Source organism: Streptomyces mangrovisoli (assembly GCF_000974985.2).
Taxonomy (GTDB): Bacteria; Actinomycetota; Actinomycetes; order Streptomycetales; family Streptomycetaceae; genus Streptomyces; species Streptomyces mangrovisoli.
In genome coordinates this window covers 1-15,740 of record NZ_LAVA02000116.1, presented here as the reverse complement: position 1 = coordinate 15,740, position 15,740 = coordinate 1, and the positions used below count along the sequence as shown (strand labels likewise).

At 71.7% G+C, this 15,740-nt stretch carries 16 protein-coding genes and 1 pseudogene; 8 read left to right on the top strand and 9 right to left on the bottom strand.

Features of this window, described 5'->3' with window-relative positions:
* The first annotated feature begins 20 nt into the window (after window positions 1-20).
* Window positions 21-914, top strand: a complete 894-nt coding sequence (locus tag WN71_RS35950) for an alpha/beta fold hydrolase (RefSeq protein WP_206300233.1) — start codon at window positions 21-23, stop codon at window positions 912-914.
* 112 nt (window positions 915-1,026) lie between these two features.
* Here the strand turns inward: WN71_RS35950 and WN71_RS35945 are convergent, their stop codons facing one another.
* Window positions 1,027-1,926 carry an NYN domain-containing protein gene (locus WN71_RS35945; RefSeq protein ID WP_046591229.1) on the bottom strand — a complete coding sequence of 300 codons (900 nt, stop codon included), beginning with the start codon at window positions 1,924-1,926 and terminating at the stop codon, window positions 1,027-1,029.
* 173 nt (window positions 1,927-2,099) lie between these two features.
* On the opposite strand from WN71_RS35945, the gene WN71_RS41290 reads away from it, so the two are divergent.
* Window positions 2,100-2,252 (top strand): hypothetical protein, encoded by a 153-nt coding sequence (locus WN71_RS41290; protein ID WP_093906763.1) that lies wholly within the window; start codon window positions 2,100-2,102, stop codon window positions 2,250-2,252.
* Between the two features lie 220 nt (window positions 2,253-2,472).
* Here the strand turns inward: WN71_RS41290 and WN71_RS35940 are convergent, their stop codons facing one another.
* The 3 genes from WN71_RS35940 to WN71_RS35930 form a co-directional block, all read right to left on the bottom strand.
* A complete protein-coding gene (locus WN71_RS35940) occupies window positions 2,473-3,078 on the bottom strand; it encodes a MarC family protein (protein ID WP_046591230.1) in 606 nt (201 codons plus the stop codon).
* Between the two features lie 505 nt (window positions 3,079-3,583).
* A complete protein-coding gene (locus WN71_RS35935) occupies window positions 3,584-4,441 on the bottom strand; it encodes a PHP domain-containing protein (protein ID WP_046590423.1) in 858 nt (285 codons plus the stop codon).
* Between the two features lie 125 nt (window positions 4,442-4,566).
* Complete coding sequence (locus WN71_RS35930) at window positions 4,567-5,208, bottom strand: DUF6758 family protein (protein ID WP_046590424.1); 642 nt, start codon at window positions 5,206-5,208, stop codon at window positions 4,567-4,569.
* 150 nt (window positions 5,209-5,358) lie between these two features.
* Between WN71_RS35930 and WN71_RS35925 the strand changes: the two genes are divergently transcribed.
* Window positions 5,359-6,585, top strand: a complete 1,227-nt coding sequence (locus tag WN71_RS35925) for an MFS transporter (RefSeq protein ID WP_046590425.1) — start codon at window positions 5,359-5,361, stop codon at window positions 6,583-6,585.
* A 93-nt stretch (window positions 6,586-6,678) separates the two neighbouring features.
* On the opposite strand, the gene WN71_RS35920 is transcribed toward WN71_RS35925, so the two are convergent.
* Window positions 6,679-7,263: a suppressor of fused domain protein gene (locus WN71_RS35920; protein WP_046590426.1), complete on the bottom strand. Its 585-nt coding sequence runs from the start codon at window positions 7,261-7,263 to the stop codon at window positions 6,679-6,681.
* 515 nt (window positions 7,264-7,778) lie between these two features.
* On the opposite strand from WN71_RS35920, the gene WN71_RS35915 reads away from it, so the two are divergent.
* Both WN71_RS35915 and WN71_RS35910 read left to right on the top strand, forming a co-directional pair.
* Window positions 7,779-8,909 carry a magnesium and cobalt transport protein CorA gene (locus WN71_RS35915; protein WP_046590427.1) on the top strand — a complete coding sequence of 377 codons (1,131 nt, stop codon included), beginning with the start codon at window positions 7,779-7,781 and terminating at the stop codon, window positions 8,907-8,909.
* Between the two features lie 43 nt (window positions 8,910-8,952).
* Window positions 8,953-9,465 (top strand): hypothetical protein, encoded by a 513-nt coding sequence (locus WN71_RS35910; protein ID WP_046590428.1) that lies wholly within the window; start codon window positions 8,953-8,955, stop codon window positions 9,463-9,465.
* Window positions 9,466-9,610: 145 nt separating this feature from the next.
* On the opposite strand, the gene WN71_RS35905 is transcribed toward WN71_RS35910, so the two are convergent.
* Window positions 9,611-10,357: a hypothetical protein gene (locus WN71_RS35905; protein ID WP_240529884.1), complete on the bottom strand. Its 747-nt coding sequence runs from the start codon at window positions 10,355-10,357 to the stop codon at window positions 9,611-9,613.
* 251 nt (window positions 10,358-10,608) lie between these two features.
* Between WN71_RS35905 and WN71_RS35900 the strand changes: the two genes are divergently transcribed.
* Genes WN71_RS35900 through WN71_RS35890 form a run of 3 tightly spaced genes read left to right on the top strand, consistent with a single transcriptional unit; the run spans window position 10,609 to window position 13,739 of the window.
* Complete coding sequence (locus WN71_RS35900) at window positions 10,609-11,940, top strand: magnesium transporter MgtE N-terminal domain-containing protein (RefSeq protein WP_046590430.1); 1,332 nt, start codon at window positions 10,609-10,611, stop codon at window positions 11,938-11,940.
* Window positions 11,930-12,562: a DUF1003 domain-containing protein gene (locus tag WN71_RS35895; protein WP_046590431.1), complete on the top strand. Its 633-nt coding sequence runs from the start codon at window positions 11,930-11,932 to the stop codon at window positions 12,560-12,562. Before WN71_RS35900 ends, WN71_RS35895 begins: the two co-directional genes overlap by 11 nt.
* 43 nt (window positions 12,563-12,605) lie before the next feature.
* Window positions 12,606-13,739 (top strand): Mrp/NBP35 family ATP-binding protein, encoded by a 1,134-nt coding sequence (locus tag WN71_RS35890; RefSeq protein WP_046590432.1) that lies wholly within the window; start codon window positions 12,606-12,608, stop codon window positions 13,737-13,739.
* 185 nt (window positions 13,740-13,924) lie between these two features.
* On the opposite strand, the gene WN71_RS35885 is transcribed toward WN71_RS35890, so the two are convergent.
* From WN71_RS35885 to WN71_RS42380, 3 genes and pseudogenes are all read right to left on the bottom strand, one after another.
* Entirely contained in the window at window positions 13,925-14,596 is a 672-nt protein-coding gene (locus tag WN71_RS35885; RefSeq protein ID WP_206300232.1) for a hypothetical protein, read from the bottom strand.
* 304 nt (window positions 14,597-14,900) lie between these two features.
* Window positions 14,901-15,353, bottom strand: a complete 453-nt coding sequence (locus WN71_RS35880; RefSeq protein ID WP_046590434.1) for a sec-independent translocase — start codon at window positions 15,351-15,353, stop codon at window positions 14,901-14,903.
* A 158-nt stretch (window positions 15,354-15,511) separates the two neighbouring features.
* Window positions 15,512-15,740: pseudogene (locus WN71_RS42380) on the bottom strand (hypothetical protein); the annotation flags it as partial.

Sequence of the window (15,740 nt, the reverse complement as noted above, 5' to 3'; positions counted from 1 at the left end):
CCGCCCGATAGCCTCCCCTCATGAGCAGGCCGCCCACTTTCGTTCCGCCGCCCGGCGCCCGCGCCTACCGGTTGCCCACCGCGCGCGGGGAGTTCGCCGTGGTCGACGCGCCCGCGGCGCCCGACGCCGAGTTCCGCGGCGTCGCGCTGCTAATGCCCGGATTCACCGCCAGCAAAGAGGACTTCAACCCGCTGCACGGGCCGCTGGCCGCGCGCGGATACCGGACCGTCGCCGTGGACGGCCGCGGCCAGTACGAGTCCGACGGCCCGGCCGACGACGAATCCGCCTACGCGCAGGAGGAGTTGGCGCGCGATGTGCTGGCGCAGGCCGAGGCGGTCGGCGCCCCCGTGCATCTGCTCGGGCACTCGCTGGGCGGGGTCATCGGGCGGGCGGCCGTCCTGCTCGACCACGGGCCGTTCGTCTCGTTCACGCTGATGGCCTCGGGCCCCGGCCCCATCACCCGCGGCCAACAGGACCGGGTCAAGCTGCTCCTGGACGCGCTCGCGGTGATGTCGATGGACGAGGTGTGGGAAGCCATCCAGGCGATGGAGCCGCCCGAGGACACCGAGACCGGGGCCGATCCGGAGGCCGGGCGCGAGGTCCAGGAGGGCCTGCGCCGCAGGTGGCTCGGGACCAGCCCCGCACAACTCCGGGTCACCGGACGGCAGTTGTGCGTGGAGCCGGACCGGATCGCCGAACTGGCCGCCGTACCGCTGCCGTTCCATGTGCTGTCGGGGGCGCGGGACGACGCCTGGCCGGTGTCGCTGCTCGACGACATGGCGCGGCGGCTGGGCGCCCACCGGACGGTCGTCCCGGGCGCCGAGCACTCCCCCAACACCGAGCGGCCCGAGGCCACGGCGCGGGCCCTGGCCGACTTCTGGGACGCGCATCCGGACGGACGCGGGCACCGCTAGGCCGCGCCCTTCGCGGGTCAGCCTGGCACCACTCACGGCACCTCTCGCGGCACCTGGCACGGCAACCCCTCACGGCACCCCGGGGCGCCCAGGTGCTCAGGTGCTCAGGTGCTCAGTACTGCGTCTGAAGGTGGTCCCAGAAACCGTCCCGCAGCGCGCGGCGCAGGTCCGCCTGGCCGCGCAGGGAGTACTGGAGCAGGCCCTCGGCCTCCACCAGCAGGTCCTGGTCGACCGGGCCCGGCAGGTAGGGATGGCCGGGAAGCAGCTCGACCAGCGACTCGCGGCCCCGGGCCGACAGCCACTTCGCGGCGATCTGGGCGCCGACGAACCGCACGTCCTCCCGTGTCGGCCGGGTGGTGGCGGGCGCGGTCTCGTAGGCGGGCGCCGTGCGCCGCGCCACGTACGGCTTGAAGAACTCGAGGTCCAGCGTGCGCTGGCTGTCGACCTCCCAGAGCAGGGGCTCGGCCTGGTTGCGGCCCTCGGGGGCCTCGATGCCCCAGAGGTGCACCCGGGCGCCGTAGCCCTGTGCCGCCTCCACCGCCGAGACCAGGTCCTCGTCGCCGCCTAGCAGGGCCGCGTCGCTGATGGCGCGGTGCCGGGCGAGGGATTCGAGATCGCTGCGGATCAGCGAATCCACGCCCTTCTGCTGGTTGTTGGCGTTGAGATTGCCCAACCGCACCTTCACGTCGGGGAGTTCGGCGATGCACTGCTGTTCGGCCGTGTGGATGCGGCGCCGGGCGCCGTCGTACCAGTAGACGCGCAGCAGTCGGCTGTCGGCGAAGATGGTGCGCGCCTTGTCGATCAGCGCCTCGATCAGGCCCTCGGCGTCGAGGTCGAAGGCCCGGCGGTCCTCGGTCCCGGCGACCAGCCGGCCCGCCGCCGCGTACAGGTACCCGGCGTCCACGAAGATCGCGTGGGTCGAAGGCGTCTTCGCCACCTCGGCGAGCATGCGCTGCAGCAGCTCGTTCGTGCGGTCGATGCGGGCCTGGAGGGTGGCGAGGTCGTCGTTCATCGCCCCCCATTGTCCCGGCGGTCACGCTGCGAACACAACCGGTCCCGGTCGGTCGGGTCGGCTCATCTTACCGGTCAGTAGTTAGACGTTCGAAAAATTTATTTAGCGTAGGGAATGTTTGTAACACGCAGACCGTTGACTGGAGCGGAACCACAAGGACGAAGGGAGAAGCTATGCGCTTCGAAATCATGCGACTCGACGAGGTCGACGGGACGCCCGTGGACAGCACCGTCGTGGACGCCGCCTCCGTCAACCGGATCGTGCAGCAGGCCGCGGCCATCGGGCAGCGGCTGTGGATCCGGCCCGCCGAGACCACGGCCTCGTGACGCGACGGCCTTCGACGACATCTGATCGACAGCACCTGCCTGATCGGCTGGTCAACCACATCTGATCGACCACATCCGGTCGACGACGACGGACGCGGAGCACCGCGAAAGCTTCGGAGCCCCCGTACGGCATGACGCCGTGCGGGGGCTCTGTGCGTGGACCGCGCCGCCGCGCCCCGACCGCGCCGCCGCGCCCCGTCCGCCCTGCGGGGCGGCCGGCTCACGCCGAGTGGATCACCTGGAGAACGCCGTTGATGATCTGCTGCACGGCGATCGCGGAGAGCATCATGCCCGCGAGCCGGGTCACCAGGACCACGCCGCCGTCCTTGATGACCTTGATGATCAGCAGCGAGTAGCGCATGGTCAGCCACAGCACGACGTGGATCGCGAGGATCGCCGACCACACCGAGACCTGCGTGGCCACGCTGTCGGCCCTCTGCACGGCCAGGATGACGGACACGATCGCGCCGGGGCCCGCGAGCAGCGGCATCCCCAGCGGCACCAGCGCCACGTTGACGTCCTTGGTCTGCTGCGGCTCGTCGGTCTTGCCGGTCAGCAGGTCGAGGGCGATCAGCAGGAGCAGCAGCCCGCCCGCGATCATCAGCGCGGGCACGGAGACGTGCAGGTAGTCGAGGATCTGGTGGCCCAGCAGGCCGAAGACGGCGATGACTCCGCCGGCCACGCAGACGGCCTGGAAGGCCATCCGCTTCTGCACCTTGGCGGGGCGGCCCGCGGTCAGCGCGAGGAAGATCGGGGTGATCCCCGGGGGATCCATGATGACGAAGAGGGTCAGGAACAGGGAGCCGAAAACGGCGACGTCGAACATCGGTGTGAGGGGCCTTGCGGAGGTAGGAGGGTGAGCGGGGTGACCTGGGCGGTCCGGCCCGACGGGGTGACCTGGGCGGTCCGGCCCGACGGGGTGACCTGGGCGGTCCGGCCGGACGGGGTGACCTGGGCGGTCCGGCCGGACGGGGTGACCTGGGCGGTCGGATCGTTCGTCGAGGAGGGGTGTCGATCGGGTGCTGGTGTCGTGGTCGGGTGCGGGACGCGTCGTGGCCGGGCGCGCAGTTCCCCGCGCCCCTTTGCGGGGCTTCGGCGAACGGCGGCGGTCACGCGAGCGGGTGCCGGTCTCGGCGCTGCTGTCGTAGTCGGGTGCGGGACGCGTCGTGGCCGGGCGCGCAGTTCCCCGCGCCCCTTTGCGGGGCTTCGGTGAAGCGCGACGGGACGCAGCCCACCCGCCGACAACCGAGCCGGGCGCAGCCCAAGCCGCCAAAAACCGAGCCGGGCGCAGCCCAAGCCGTCGGCAACCGAGCCGGGCGCAGCCCGAGGCGTCAGTTTCCGCCCGCCCCCGGGACCGGGAACGCGCCGGTCGCGCGGCGGGTGATCTCGCCGTAGACCTCGGGGTCCGTGGCGTACGCGCCGAGGGCCACCGTCTTGCGGGTGCCGTGGTAGTCGCTGGACCCGGTGACCAGCAGGTCCAGGTCCTTGGCGAGCCCGCGCAGGCGGTCCCGCGTCGCCGGGTCGTGGTCCATGTGGTCGACCTCGATGCCGTCGAGGCCGGCCGCGGCCAGTTCGGCGATCGCCGACTCGGGGACCGTGCGGCCACGCTTGGCGGCGGCCGGGTGGGCGAAGACGCAGACCCCGCCCGCGCCCTTGACCAGCCGGATCGCCTCGAAGGGGTCGGTCTCGTGCTTCTCCACGTAGCCGCGCCCGCCGTCGGCGAGCCACTCCCCGGTGAAGGCGTCGTTCACGGTCGGTACGACGCCCAGCTCGACCAGCGCGGTGGCCACGTGCGGGCGTCCGACGGAGCCGCCCGCGGCGATCCGCTCGACCTGCTCCCAGGTGATCGGCACGCCGAGCGCGGCGAGCTTGGCAACCATGCCCTGGGCGCGCGGCACCCGGTCGTCGCGGACCAGCTCGCGCTCGGCGAGCAGGGCGGGCTCCTCGGGGTCGAAGAGGTAGGCCAGCATGTGCATGCTGACGCCGTCGAGGCGGCACGACAGCTCGGCGCCGGTCACGAGGGTGAGCCCGGCGGGCAGCGCGGCGATCGCCTCGGCGTGGCCCCGGGTGGTGTCGTGGTCGGTCAGCGCCATGACGTCCAGGCCGGCCGCGGCGCCGGCCCGCACCAGTTCGGCGGGGGTGTCCGTGCCGTCGGAGGCCGTGGAGTGGCAGTGCAGATCGATGCGCACGGCGGCTGCTCCAAGGGGGACGGTGGGAAGGCGGACACCCAAGGATAGCGGGGCCACGGAGGTGCCCTGTCACACCCGAAGCGGCCGTACGCCCCCTACCGGCACACGGCGTCCACAGCGCGCCCTCAGGGTTCGAGCAGCCGCGGCGACAGCGCCCCGCAGGGCACCAGGTCCAGCTCGGCGCCGGCGTCCCGGAGGTCGGTCAGCACCAGCTCGTCGTACATCAGCAGTCCGGACTGCTCGGGCCAGACGACGGCCCAGAGCCACAGGCCGAGCGCCTCGCCGGCGAAGACGGCGCGGTCGGTCGGGGAGCCGGAGACATGCCAGAGCGGGGTGGGCCGCCCCGCGGCGAGCACCTTGGCCTGCGGTGGTTTCTCGACGTTCATGGACGGGCCGGGGTCCGGGCCGTCCACCCCCGCGTAGCGCGCGCCGAGACCGACGCCCAGTTCCTCGGCGACCAGGATCAGCTCGCCCATGCCGCCGAGCGGGCCGGGTCCCGAGCAGGCAACGGCCGTGGCCCGGCCGCCGCTGCGGTCGTCGCCGGCGCAGGCCACGCCCGTGAACAGCCAGCCGACGGGCAGCGGCCACGGCATCCACACCGGCACCTGGGTGCGGTGCACGACGACGCCGAGGGCCTCCACGCTGGGCGGGATCACGGGCTGCACCGGATGCACGGTCCCGTGCACGTCGCACTGCCAGGTGTCGGCGAAGAGTCCGGGAGCCCTGACCCGGCCACCACACTTCGGGCAACTGGGTTCGCCCCTCATAGGGCCCCACGGTCCTACCCCTGCTCCCCCACGTCAAGGACGATCACCCGTCCGGCGGGAGCGACGCGCCGCCCAGTTTTAGATGTAGCTTGCATTAATTAGCTGAGCTAACTTACTGTGTGCATATACCAACTAGTTCCGGAGGGAATCATGGCCGACCCGTTCGACGCGGGAGCAGGCGGCATCCTGCGGCAGCCGAAGGCCGTGTGGGCGACGGCCGGCGCGTCCGTCGTGGCCTTCATGGGCATCGGGCTCGTGGACCCGATCCTGCCGTCCATCGCCACCGGCCTGCACGCCACCGCCAGCCAGGTCTCGCTGCTGTTCACCTCGTACTTCCTGATCACCGCCGTCGCGATGCTGCTCACCGGCTTCGTCTCCAGCCGCATCGGCGGCCGCAAGACGCTGCTGCTCGGCCTCGCGCTCGTGGTGGTCTTCGCGGGCCTGGCCGGCACCTCCGGCACGGTCGGCCAGCTGGTCGGCTTCCGGGCGGGCTGGGGCCTCGGCAACGCGCTGTTCGTCTCGACCGCCCTCGCGGTGATCGTCGGCGCGGCGGCCGGCGGCAGCGCGGCGGCGATCCTGCTCTACGAGTCCGCGCTCGGCCTGGGCATGGCCTGCGGACCGCTGGTCGGCGCGCTGCTCGGCAACATGAGCTGGCGCTACCCCTTCTTCGGCACCGCGTCCCTGATGGCGATCGGCTTCCTGTGCATCACGGCGTTCCTGAAGGAGCAGCCGAAGCCCGCGCGCAAGACGTCGCTGCTGGACCCGCTGAAGGCGCTCGGCCACGGCGGACTCGCCTCGGCGGCGGTCTCGGCGTTCTTCTACAACTACACGTTCTTCACCGTGCTGGCCTTCACGCCGTTCGTGCTGAACATGACGCCGTACCGGTCGGGCGCCGTCTTCTTCGCCTGGGGTCTGCTGCTCGCCGTGTTCTCGGTGGTCGTGGCGCCGCGGATGCAGAAGCGGTTCGGCTCGCTGACGGTGCTCGGCGGCTCGCTCGTGCTGCTCGCGGCCGACGTCCTGGTCCTCGGGTACGGCAGCCACACCACCGCGGTGGTCTGCACGATCCTCTCCGGCGCGTTCATCGGCGTGAACAACACGGTCTACACCGAGCTGGCCCTCGGCGTGTCCGACGCGCCGCGCCCGGTGGCGAGCGCGGGCTACAACTTCGTCCGCTGGTTCGCGGCCGCCGCGGCCCCGTACTTCGCGCCGAAGATCGAGGAATGGGCCGACATCCACGTGCCGTTCGTGGTCGCGGCGGTCACCGCGCTGCTCGGCGCGGTCGTGGTCGTCGTACGGCGCAAGGCACTCACCCACGAGGCGGAGGAGCTGACCCCGGCGCACGCCACCGAGGACGGTGTGGGCGTCTTCGCCGGCTGACGCCTCCCCAACTGACGCCTCATGGCGGCGTCTTTACCTACTGACGTGTCCCGGCCAGGATTCGGTGAGCTTGCTCACCCTCGGCCGGGCCGGTCAGTCCAGCGGGACGGACCTGCGGGAGGGATCCCTCAGGTCCGTCCCGTTCGTCAGCCAGCGCTCCTGGAGCGCCTGGGCGCCGTGCACCCGCTTCCAGGCCGCCTCGTTCGGCGTCATCGGCAGCAGCGGCAGGAACCGCACGGGGTCGAGCGGCGCGTCGAGTTCCAGGTCCTCGACCAGGCCGCCCGCCTCGGCCACCAGGACCGAGCTGAAGGGCGCGCCCGGCCACAGCGCCTCACCCACGTCCAGAGAACTGCCCGGCGCCACGACCACGCCCTCGACCTGCGGAGACGCGGCGAGCACGGCCAGCGGGCGCAGCACCTTGTCGGTGTCCGCGACACCCCGCCGCACGGACAGGACCAGCTCGGCGCGCGGACCCTGGACGGGGTCGGCGACCAGCGCCGTGGGGTCCGTCATGGGGTGTGCCGACATGCCGAGGGTGGCGTAGCGGACGACGTCCTCCCCCGGGAAGCGCAGCACCTCGATGCGATCGGTGCCGAGGAAGGTGACCGCCGCGCGCGCGTCCGGTTCGCCCAGCGCCGTGGTCAACCGGGCCTCGACCAGAGCAAGAACATCAACCATGCGGTGAGCATAGAACTCGTCAGTACCGGGCAAAGCCGCGCCTTGACACATCGGCCGACTGGTACTGTGAGTCGGCGGTTCGGGCAGCATGCAGAAGCATCGCGGTCAAGTCCCGACGTCGCCGAGAATCCCCTCACGGGGAGCGGACCGTCCCTCACGGGGGACCGGCTGGAGGAGGTGGGGCTGTCATGGATCGAAGTCACCCGTGCAGTACCACTCGCTCTTCCCACCGCTGACGTAGCTGCTGCTCTCGTTCCGGCCGGCTGCCACCTCTCACATTCGCGTCGTCATGCGCGTCTCTCGGAAGAGCACTTCGTTTCGTTCTGCCTGATCTGTCTGATCTGAATCAAGCAGCGAAGTACGCCACCGCAACGGTGCGGTGCTCCCCGCTTTGTGGACGTACCAAACATCCTTGCCCTGCCCCGTGGGGCGGGACCCCCCGCAGGACGTCCTCATTCCGGGCAGTTCCACCCGTCGCCGGCGCTTGCGCGCTGCTCGTTGCGAAGGAGCCTGCCATGTCGATGATCCGAGACCTGCGTGCCGCGGTCCGCCCGACCCGTCCGTCGGTGCGCAAGGACATCCGCAAGGACACCGGCGCGTACGACACCACCCGCGACCCCGCGACGCCGTCGGCCGTGGTCGACTGCGCCGTCTACCGCGACGGCATCCGGCTGGCCACGCCCCAGCCGCTCACCCCGCACGAGGCGATGCGCCGGGTGCGCCGCGACGGCGGCTTCGTCTGGATCGGGCTGCACGAGCCGACCGAGGGCGAATTCGCCGGGATCGCGCGGGAGTTCGGGCTGCACCCGCTGGCCGTGGAGGACGCCGTGCAGGCGCACCAGCGGCCCAAGCTGGAGCGCTACGACGACTCGCTGTTCACCGTCTTCAAGACGATCCACTACGTCGAGCACGACCAGCTCACCGCGACCAGCGAGGTCGTCGAGACCGGCGAGGTCATGTGCTTCACCGGGCGGGACTTCTTCATCACCGTCCGGCACGGCGGCCAGGGCTCGCTGCGTGCGCTGCGGCACCGCCTGGAGGACGACCCCGAGCTGCTGTCCAACGGCCCGTCAGCGGTGCTGCACGCCATCGCGGACCACGTGGTCGACGGCTATCTTGCGGTGGCCGACGCGCTCCAGGACGACATCGACGAGGTGGAGACCGAGGTCTTCTCGCCCGGCCCGCGCGGCGGCGTGTCGCGCGGTGTCGACTCGGCCCGGATCTACCAGCTCAAGCGCGAGGTGCTGGAGTTCAAGCGGGCCGTCTCCCCGCTGCTGCGGCCCATGCAGCTGCTGAGCGAGCGGCCGATGCGGCTGATCGACCCGGACATCCAGAAGTACTTCCGGGACGTCGCCGACCATCTCACCCGGGTGCAGGAGCAGGTCATCGGCTTCGACGAACTGCTCAACTCCATCCTCCAGGCCAACCTCGCGCAGGCGTCCGTCGCGCAGAACGAGGACATGCGCAAGATCACCTCGTGGGCTGCGATCTTCGCCGTGCCGACGATGGTCGCCGGGGTGTACGGCATGAACTTCCAGTACATGCCGGAACTGCACTGGAGGTACGGCTACCCGCTGATCCTCAGTGTCACGGCGGCCGTCTGCCTCGGTATCCACCGCACCCTGAAGCGCAACGGCTGGCTCTGAACGGCCCGCCCGGGGCCTGCCCCGCCCTCGGTAGGCTGCGCCCATGACAAAGCAGCTGCTCGACCAGGCCCTCGTCGAGGAGGCCACCAAGAAGTCCGGCCTCGTCTGGGTCCAGGGGCCCGGCAGCCCGGTGCGCGCGCTGTGGCACGTCTGGCACGACGGCGCGCTGTGCCTGGTCGGCGACGGGCCCGGTGAGCAGCCGCTGCCGTCTCTCGTCGACGGCGGCACCGCGGAGGTCACCGTCCGCAGCAAGGACAAGGGCGGCCGGCTGGTCACCTGGTCGGCGACGGTGGCCGAACTCGCGGCGGACTCCCCCGCGTGGGCGGAGACGGTCGCCGAGCTGAAGGGCAAGCGGCTCAACGCGCCGGACGGCGAGGCCATGCCGGAGCGGTGGGCGCGCGAGTGCCGGGTGCTGCGGCTGACCCCGACGGGGGCGACGGCCGCGCTGCCGGACGGGCCGCTGTCCGAGGCCCCGCTGCCCAGCCCGGCGACGACCCGGCGCGCGATGCCTGCGGCGCTTCCGCGGCTGCTGGCCCGACGGGGCCGCAAGAAGTAACGGCCCCGGGCCCCTGTCAAGGCCGTATGGACTCCGCGGGTCCGTGCGTGGTTGCTCGCGCAGTTCCCCGCGCCCCCAAAAGAACAGGGGCGCCGGGAACTGCGCGGGCACCACGCACGGACCCGCACAGGACCGAACCCGTCCGTCAGGACGTAGGGAGCTGCGCTCCGTAGTCCACTGTGTCGCCCGCCGCCGGCACCCGCACCGTGAACGACTTTCCCCAGTCCGAGAACCGGAGGGCCCCCGCCCCGCCCCCGCGCTCCAGCCGGAGCGGATACGGCTTGCCCTCCAGGGAGACGTCCAGCGTGCCGCCGGTGCCCCCGTCGCCGGTGATACGGATCGTGCGGGTGCCGGACTGCTCGTGATGGCCGTCCGCGGCAAGCGTGCCGTGCAGCGTCAGCAGCGACTCCAGCAGCACGTCCTTGTCGGTGAACCCGCTGAACTTCTTGTACGTCGGATCGTCCTTCGGCACCTTCACGTACTTGCCGTCGAGCGAGTCCGCCGCCCCCGAGCCGCCGCTGTCCTTGCCGTCGTCGGCGTGGTTCCAGAAGTCGGCGTTCGCCTTCAGGTACAGCGCGTCGCCCGTCCGCAGCAACCGGAAGGTGGCCCCCTCGGAGGTCACCGACCCCGTGCCGCCGTCGGCCTTCAGCCGCATGTCCAGGGTGTAGCTGCGCCCGCTCGTGACGACGGTCCCCGACAGCCGTACCGTCGACGCGGCCTCCGCGGCCGTGCGCGTTCTCGACTGGATGGTGGCGGGCGCCAGTTTGCCGACCCCGTTGGTTCCCGCGTCGGGATCCCCCTCACCACAGCCCGCGAGCACGGTCACGGCCAGTGCGCACACCGAGCTCACCAGCACGGCCCTGCGGGTGCGTCCCTGGGGCATCACAGTCACAGGTGGGGCTGCCTTTCTCTCGGGTGACCTGAGCGGCGTACGGCAGCGTACCGGGGCCGTGGGACCCTGGCGGAGCCAGTCCGTCCGGACCGCTCACCAGGGCGTATCCGAACGGGACGGGCTAGCCTGAAGCCCACCCGAGCGGGCAATCGACCCAGAACGGCAAAGAGCCACCGAGCACCACACACGCCACCACCGAACCGAGCCAACAGCCCACCGAGCAGAGGCAACAGGCAAAGGAAACCGAGTCCATGGCAGCCGGCGTCCCGCGGATCTTCGTGTCGCACCTCTCCGGAGTCGCCGTCTTCGATCCGAACGGCGACCAGGTGGGCCGGGTGCGCGACGTGGTCGTCGTGCTGCGCGTAGGCCGCCGACCGCCGCGCGTGCTCGGCCTGGTCGTCGAACTCTCCACCCGGCGCCGCATCTTCCTGCCCATGACCCGGGTGACCGGCATCGAGTCCGGCCAGGTCATCACCACCGGCGTGCTCAACGTCCGCCGCTTCGAACAGCGGCCCACCGAGCGGCTGGTCTTCGGCGAACTGCTCGACCGCACGGTCACCCTCACCGGCAGTGGAGGCGGGAACGGAAGCGGCAGCGGGAGCGGCGAGGAGGTCACCGTCCTCGACCTGTCCGTGCAGCAGCTGCCCGCCCGCCGGGACTGGGAGATCGACCGCGTCTTCGTGCGCCGCGGCCGCAGGACCGGCGCCTTCCGGCGGGCCAAGGGCGAGACGCTGACCGTCGACTGGTCGGCCGTCACCGGCTTCTCCCTGGAGGAGTACGGGCAGGGCGCCGAGAACCTGCTGGCCACCTTCGAGCAGCTGCGCCCCGCCGACCTGGCCAACGTGATGCACCACCTCTCCCCCAAGCGGCGCGCCGAGGTGGCCAACGCCCTCGACGACGACCGGCTCGCCGACGTACTGGAGGAGCTGCCGGAGGACGACCAGATCGAGATCCTCGGCAAGCTCAAGGAGGAGCGCGCCGCGGACGTGCTGGAGGCGATGGACCCCGACGACGCCGCCGACCTGCTCTCCGAACTGCCCACGGAGGAACAGGAACGGCTGCTGTCCCTGATGGAGCCGGACGACGCGGCCGACATGCGCCGTCTGATGCAGTACGAGGAGCACACGGCGGGCGGTCTGATGACCACCGAACCGATCGTGCTGCGGCCCGACGCGACCGTCGCCGACGCGCTCGCCCGGGTCCGCAACCCCGACCTGTCGCCGGCGCTCGCCGCCCAGGTCTACGTCTGCCGCCCGCCCGACGACACCCCCACCGGCAAGTACCTCGGCACGGTGCACTTCCAGCGGCTGCTGCGCGACCCGCCGTACACCCTGGTCAGCGCGCTGCTCGACGACGACCTCCAGGCGCTCGCGCCGGACGCCGCGCTGCCGGTCGTCGCCGGGTTCTTCGCGACGTACGACATGGTCGCGGCGCCCGTCGTCGACGAGGCGGGCTCGCTGCTCGGCGCCGTCACCGTCGACGACGTGCTCGACCACATGCTGCCCGAGGACTGGCGGGAGACGGAGTTCCATCTCGACGACGGGCTCGACGAGGGGCAGGGGGCGGCCATCCATGGCGCCTGAGCGCGAGACGCCCGCCCGCGACCGGGCCTCCTCCGGCGCCGCCGCCCGCGACCGCGCGCCCTCCGGCGCCACCGCCGCGCCCCGCCCGCGCGCGCGGCTGGACCAGCCGCGGCCGCCGCGCCGCCGGCTGCTGCCCGAGTGGGACCCGGAGGCGTTCGGGCGCCTGTCGGAGCGCATCGCGCGCTTCCTGGGCACCGGACGGTTCATCGTCTGGATGACGATCGTCATCGTGGTGTGGGTCCTGTGGAACATCTTCGCTCCCACGGCCCTCAGGTTCGACAGCTACCCGTTCATCTTCCTGACGCTGATGCTGTCCCTCCAGGCGTCCTACGCCGCCCCGCTGATCCTGCTCGCGCAGAACCGGCAGGACGACCGCGACCGGGTCAACCTGGAGCAGGACCGCAAGCAGAACGAGCGCTCGATCGCCGACACCGAGTACCTGACCCGGGAGATCGCCGCACTGCGCATGGGCCTCGGCGAGGTCGCCACCCGCGACTGGATCCGCTCCGAACTCCAGGACCTGATGAAGGAGCTGGAGGACCGCGGACACCTCGACGGGGAGCGCGGACATGCCGTATTCCCGGCGGAACGGTCACGCAGGCGTGACGCAGACGACCGCTGAGGGGCTGGCCGAAGGCCCCCACCGGCGCCGTACCATCGTCACTATGGCTACGGAAGACGCGGTGCGCGAGGCACTGGCGACGGTGAACGACCCCGAGATCAACCGGCCCATCACCGAGCTCGGGATGGTCAAATCGGTGGAGATCGGCGCGGACGGAGCGGTCGCGGTCGCCGTGTACCTCACGGTCTCGGGCTGCCCGATGCGCGAGACGATCACGCAGCGCGTGACCGAGGCGGTCGCGCGGGTCGAGGGCGTCAGCCGCGTCGACGTCGAGCTGGACGTGATGAGCGACGAGCAGCGCAAGGAGCTGGCGACCGCGCTGCGCGGCGGCCAGACCGAGCGCGAGGTCCCCTTCGCCAAGCCGGGCAGCCTGACCCGCGTCTACGCGGTCGCCTCCGGCAAGGGCGGCGTCGGCAAGTCCTCGGTGACGGTGAACCTGGCGGCGGCGATGGCCGCCGACGGCCTGAAGGTGGGCGTGGTCGACGCCGACATCTACGGCCACAGCGTGCCGCGGATGCTGGGCGCGGACGGCCGTCCCACCCAGGTCGAGAACATGATCATGCCGCCGTCGGCGAACGGCGTGAAGGTCATCTCCATCGGCATGTTCACCCCGGGCAACGCGCCGGTCGTGTGGCGCGGCCCGATGCTGCACCGCGCGCTCCAGCAGTTCCTCGCGGACGTGTACTGGGGCGACCTGGACGTGCTGCTGCTCGACCTGCCGCCGGGCACCGGCGACATCGCGATCTCGGTGGCGCAGCTGGTCCCGAACGCGGAGATCCTGGTCGTGACGACGCCTCAGCAGGCGGCGGCCGAGGTGGCCGAGCGCGCGGGCTCGATCGCGGTGCAGACCCACCAGAAGATCGTCGGCGTGGTCGAGAACATGTCCGGCCTGCCCTGCCCGCACTGCGGCGAGATGGTCGACGTCTTCGGCACGGGCGGCGGCCAGACGGTCGCCGACGGCCTGACCCGCACGACCGGCGCCACGGTCCCGGTCCTCGGCTCCATCCCGATCGACGTCCGCCTGCGCGAGGGCGGCGACGAGGGCAGGCCGGTGGTACTGACCGACCCGTCGAGCCCCGCGGGCTCCGCGCTGCGCGCGATCGCGGGCAAGCTCGGCGGCCGCCAGCGGGGGCTCTCCGGCCTGTCGCTGGGAATCACGCCCAAGAACAAGTTCTGACGGGGCCGCCTGCAGCGGGCTCGGCGGCAGCCCCCTCAGGGGCGCGGGGAACTGCGCGACCAGCCACGACGCGCCCGCACGGGGGCAGAGCGTCGATTCGCGACCGCGGCCCGGTGGGGGCTGAGCGCGCAGTTCCCCGCGCCCCTGAGGGGCCCAGGCTCGGCCCCCTCACCCCCCGGACGGGGTCACGCGTAGCTCGCCACATCCTTGATCACGGCGAAGCCGAGCCCGTACGCGCTCATGCCCCTGCCGTACGCCCCCACATGGACCCCCGCCTGCGTGGAGCCCGCGAGCACCCAGCCGAACTCGGACTCGCGGTAGTGGAAGGGCGTGGGCACGCCGTCGACCGGGAGGGACAGCGTCGACCAGTCGGGCCCGTCGAGGTCGTCCGCGAGCACCCAGGCGGTCTCGGTCTGCTGCTCCAGCCAGTCGTCCCGCAGCGTGTGGTCCATCTGGCCGGGCCAGGTGAACGACAGCAGGCCGACCCCCGCCAGCCAGGCCGCCGACGACACCGACGTGGCCTCCAGCAGCCCGGTGCCGTCGGCGCTGCGCCGGTCCGGGTTGGCGGCGACGGTCACGACCACCGCGAACCGCTCCTTCGGCTCGTCCGCCGAGCCGACCGCGTACTCGTTCTTCACCGAGGGCTCGTCGCCGTGCCCGATCGAACCGTGCTCGACGGCCCCGTCGGCCGCCGTCCCCACCTGCATCAGCCAGCGCGGCCCCGTGAACGCCTCGTCGAGGCCGTACCAAGGAAAGGGCGCCAGCAGGTAGCCGTCGACCGTGCGCCGGGCGGAGGGAAACTGTTGTTCACCCTCCGCGGCCGGCGCCTGCGCGACCGCCCCACGTGTCGTCTCCATGTGCCCGGACGCCTCCTCGCTCTCGTCGGACCGGGGCGGCCCGCCCCCCTTCGGGCGTACTCGTCCGGTCCGCGCAACAACTTGGCAGCATAGCCACACCGGTTCGAGCAGCGGCGAAAGCGCCCGGCGCGTACGACGCGCGGGCGGCCGGTTCGCGCCCTGCGCGGCGCGGGCGGAGTATGAAACGCGTCACGCGCGGGCGTGGCGCCCGCGCGTGAGGTGCAGTTCAGAGACGTACGACCGACAACGACCGCCTCGGTGTACGGCGATCAGCGTGCCGTACGGCGATCAGGCGGGCGTCGGCTCAGGTGGCGTCCGCGTCGAACGGCGGGCGCTCGTCGGGCTCGGGGCCCTCGGGCTTCTTCGTCATGTCGATACGGCCGCCGGCGGAGCCGTTGACGGCCGGGGTCGCGGCCGCGGCCGACGCCTCGACGTCGTGGCCGTTGACCGCGTCGGTCACCTCGGCCATCTCCTTGCGGAGGTCGAAGCCGTTGCGGATCTCCTTGAGGCCCAGCTCGTCGCTGTCGAGGTGCTTGCGCACGAACGTCTTCGGGTTCAGGTCCTCGAACTCGAAGTCCTTGAACTCGGGGCCGAGCTCGGCGCGGATGTCCTGCTTGGCGCTCTCCGAGAACTCCCGGATCTTCCGGATCGTCCGCGTGACGTCCTGGATGACCTTCGGGAGCTTGTCCGGACCGAAGACGAGCACGGCAAGGACGACGATCGTCACGAGCTCGAGAGGCCCTATGTCATTGAACACCTGAAAGCTCCTTGCGATGTCCTCGGTCGGTCAACCGTACCCGGCGTACCTGTCCGACCGGTACCGTCCCGAGGTGTCCGGGTGCAGGCATGGGGCTGGTTTTTCGCGTTGTTTGCCTTGCGGTACCGGGTGAGGCCATCTGCCCTGTGACGTATCAGTCAGTTCTCGCCGGAGCCGAACACCCGCGGTCGTGCCCACGCCGGGCCGCAGGTGAGGACTCGTCGGTCAGGGTTGCTGGTGGGGGGTGGGGACAGGGACGTCAGGTCGAGGGACGACTCGTTCAGCGGACGCACCAGGGGGGACACCACCGCCGCACCCGCGACCACGGGAGCCGTCAGCGCATGGATGCTCTGCCCGGAGGCCGGTGTCGGCACCCCCGGCAGCAGC

What these genes read in the sequence shown, in the direction of transcription:
- WN71_RS35950 (WP_206300233.1), top strand. Translation starts at nt 21, where the DNA reads ATGAGCAGGCCGCCCACTTTCGTTCCGCCGCCCGGCGCCCGCGCCTAC.
- WN71_RS35945 (WP_046591229.1), bottom strand. Translation starts at nt 1,926, where the DNA reads ATGAACGACGACCTCGCCACCCTCCAGGCCCGCATCGACCGCACGAAC.
- WN71_RS41290 (WP_093906763.1), top strand. Translation starts at nt 2,100, where the DNA reads ATGCGCTTCGAAATCATGCGACTCGACGAGGTCGACGGGACGCCCGTG.
- WN71_RS35940 (WP_046591230.1), bottom strand. Translation starts at nt 3,078, where the DNA reads ATGTTCGACGTCGCCGTTTTCGGCTCCCTGTTCCTGACCCTCTTCGTC.
- WN71_RS35930 (WP_046590424.1), bottom strand. Translation starts at nt 5,208, where the DNA reads ATGAGGGGCGAACCCAGTTGCCCGAAGTGTGGTGGCCGGGTCAGGGCT.
- WN71_RS35925 (WP_046590425.1), top strand. Translation starts at nt 5,359, where the DNA reads ATGGCCGACCCGTTCGACGCGGGAGCAGGCGGCATCCTGCGGCAGCCG.
- WN71_RS35920 (WP_046590426.1), bottom strand. Translation starts at nt 7,263, where the DNA reads ATGGTTGATGTTCTTGCTCTGGTCGAGGCCCGGTTGACCACGGCGCTG.
- WN71_RS35915 (WP_046590427.1), top strand. Translation starts at nt 7,779, where the DNA reads ATGTCGATGATCCGAGACCTGCGTGCCGCGGTCCGCCCGACCCGTCCG.
- WN71_RS35910 (WP_046590428.1), top strand. Translation starts at nt 8,953, where the DNA reads ATGACAAAGCAGCTGCTCGACCAGGCCCTCGTCGAGGAGGCCACCAAG.
- WN71_RS35900 (WP_046590430.1), top strand. Translation starts at nt 10,609, where the DNA reads ATGGCAGCCGGCGTCCCGCGGATCTTCGTGTCGCACCTCTCCGGAGTC.
- WN71_RS35895 (WP_046590431.1), top strand. Translation starts at nt 11,930, where the DNA reads ATGGCGCCTGAGCGCGAGACGCCCGCCCGCGACCGGGCCTCCTCCGGC.
- WN71_RS35890 (WP_046590432.1), top strand. Translation starts at nt 12,606, where the DNA reads ATGGCTACGGAAGACGCGGTGCGCGAGGCACTGGCGACGGTGAACGAC.
- WN71_RS35885 (WP_206300232.1), bottom strand. Translation starts at nt 14,596, where the DNA reads ATGGAGACGACACGTGGGGCGGTCGCGCAGGCGCCGGCCGCGGAGGGT.